At 32.4% G+C, this 2,484-nt stretch carries 3 protein-coding genes; all 3 read left to right on the top strand.

Annotation, left to right across the window (positions count from 1 at the left end):
• Positions 1–468 precede the first annotated feature (468 nt).
• The 3 genes from M4I23_RS19345 (at position 469) to M4I23_RS19335 (ending at position 2,316) form a co-directional block, all read left to right on the top strand.
• On the top strand, positions 469–1,347 hold the full coding sequence (locus M4I23_RS19345; RefSeq protein WP_249755501.1) for a DUF4261 domain-containing protein: 879 nt from the start codon (positions 469–471) through the stop codon (positions 1,345–1,347).
• 262 nt (positions 1,348–1,609) lie between these two features.
• Positions 1,610–1,774 (top strand): hypothetical protein, encoded by a 165-nt coding sequence (locus M4I23_RS19340; protein WP_249755500.1) that lies wholly within the window; start codon positions 1,610–1,612, stop codon positions 1,772–1,774.
• 32 nt (positions 1,775–1,806) lie between these two features.
• A complete protein-coding gene (locus M4I23_RS19335) occupies positions 1,807–2,316 on the top strand; it encodes a DUF2199 domain-containing protein (RefSeq protein ID WP_249755499.1) in 510 nt (169 codons plus the stop codon).
• Positions 2,317–2,484: the final 168 nt, after the last annotated feature.

Genomic DNA, 2,484 nt, shown 5'->3' with positions numbered 1-2,484 from the left:
TTCGGAATTTTCTCGCGTTCGTTTTTGTTTACTAAATTAGTTGCTTAAACACGCAACTAACCATACACAAAACCGTTAGCGAGCATTGCTCACTCGGCTCCAAAAAATTATAAAAGCGGTTTAAAAGTAATAAAACGGACACCAATCTGAGCGCAACTCTTTCGGACAACTGATTTTCTTTACGGCATATAAAACCTAAACTGATTTTCGCCAAGCACAACGCAATTTTTACGCTGACTGATTTACTAAACGGCTAAGCTTTGCGATTTAAAAAAGCAAATCTGCACGAAAAAATTAATAACGCTCGCTAACAATATGTATAGAAAATGCTTACTTTAGTCTTTATCAAAAGGTCTGTGCTTTTTTTGCTAGCTTCTGATTTTCCTTCGGAAAATCCTCGCACGCAAAACCGCACGTTCCATACATCAACCGTTAGCCACCATAAAAACCTGACCGCAATAAATGAATATGTTTAAAAAATTATTTGGTAACAAACCTAAAGTGGAGGACAATAAAAATGTTCAAGAAAATGAACAGTTAGAAAACCCTACCGAGTTATTAATGGTAAAACTATTCTTTAAAAAAAAACCTATTTTTAATGACAAACTTATTGAAGAGGAACTAAAGAAAAGATTTGAAAAAATAGAATTTCCAAATACTTCAGAGAAAACTGAAAATTCAAGGCATTACTTTTTTAAAGATTACGAAGTGAAATTTGCAGAAGGAAATATTCCCGCTCAAGCAACTATATTTGTACCTGACGAAATAAAAATTGATTATTCAGAACTAATTACTTCTTTCAGACAATCTTGGAATTGGCAACAAGCAGAAGACACAGTAAAAAACTGTTCGCACGAAATCTTATTGACAGACTTAATGTCGAGGAATTTAGATTATAAAGGAAGAATCGAATATTTTCAAAAGTTTGTAGTAAGTATAGTTTCTGCAATGAAACCATCTGCTGTTTGGATCCGAAATAGCGAAGTCATTTTAGAACCAAATGATTTTATAGAAAAAGGTAGCCAGAATAATTGTCAAAACATTAACGCTTTTATGAATGTACGTCTATTTAACATTCAAGAATCCGAAAATGAAATGATTATGGACACTTTAGGACTGAATTCACTCGGCCTACCAGATTTTGAATTTAGATTTAAAACTTATGACCCTCAAAAAATTGCTGGACTTTTATTTAACTATGGTCATTATATTTTTGAAAATGGAGTTGTAATTGAACACGGAAATACGATTGAGGGTATTGAGGAGAATGAAAAATTAAATTGTTATTTTAATGATTCTCAACTTGAACCGAAAAGAATTGTGATTGAAATAAATAACGGTGGCTAACACCGTATAAAAATAATGCTTAGTTTAGTGCTTAATCAAGAGTACGTGCTCTTTTGTTACGTCTGATTTTCCTGCGGAAAATCCTCGCACACAAAACCGCACTATTCTTATACATAAACGTTACCCAACATTTGAGAAAACATTGAGAGAACCAAGAATATATGTTGATTTTAATGAAATGATAGAAGAGAATCTTGTATTATTATCTAAGACAGATTTTAAACAAAATTCTGACGGAGTACTCATTGAATTAAAAGAAGGAATGAGCATTAAAATATATTCGGATGACGAAAATCATTTGAATGAAAGAGACAATTTAATTGCGGATGGAATTGTTGAATTGAACACTTACGGAGAATGGACAAAACCTGCAAAATGGAATTGTCGAATTGACAAGAACGGAATTAAACACGAATCTGATATATAAATTTAATGTTCTGGAAAAGGAAAAAAAATAAATTGACAGAATTTAAATGCACAGAATGTGGACAAGTACATTCTGAATGGCCAGCAATGGCTTTTAATTCGCCATCGAATTATCACAACCTTTCTGATGATGAAAAAACGGAACTTGGTAAGTTAGACACAGACTTTTGCGAAATTCATTATGAAGACCAAATTGACAGATTTATAAGAGTAACACTAACTCAAAAAGTAAAAGACGCTTGCGAAACTTTAGAATACGGACTTTGGGTATCATTAAGCGAAAAAAGTTATTTAGAATATAAAGAAAATTACAATAATCCGAATCACGAAACTGGATATTTTGGTTGGTTATGTAGCAATGTTCCTGAATATGGAGATACATCTTCAATTCCTTGCGACGTAATGACAAAAAGTGGAAATGACAGACCTGAAATTTTTCCTCACGAAGATTTTGACCATCCATTTGTTCGAGATTATTACGACGGAATTTTAAAAACAGAAGCGGAAAATAGAATAAAAGAAATGATAAAAAACGTTGGGTAACACCGTATAAAATTAATGGCTAGTTCTCGCCTACTTACGAAAATCCTCGCGGATTTTGAACTGCCCCCAAAAAGTTAGACACTATTTGAGAGTATTATTATGGGAAGAAAAGTCAAGTATGATTACGCATTTAAACTTCGATGTGTAAAGCAAGTTTTAAAAAATCAC

Source organism: Algibacter sp. L4_22 (assembly GCF_023473045.1).
In the GTDB taxonomy this organism is placed as follows: domain Bacteria; phylum Bacteroidota; class Bacteroidia; order Flavobacteriales; family Flavobacteriaceae; genus Algibacter.
Note: the sequence above shows the minus strand (reverse complement) of the source record. Positions and strands in the feature narration are given on the sequence as shown.

Bases quoted from the DNA above. Each gene is read 5' to 3' on its own strand.
- M4I23_RS19340 (WP_249755500.1), top strand. From the start codon at position 1,610: ATGAGCATTAAAATATATTCGGATGACGAAAATCATTTGAATGAAAGA.
- M4I23_RS19345 (WP_249755501.1), top strand. From the start codon at position 469: ATGTTTAAAAAATTATTTGGTAACAAACCTAAAGTGGAGGACAATAAA.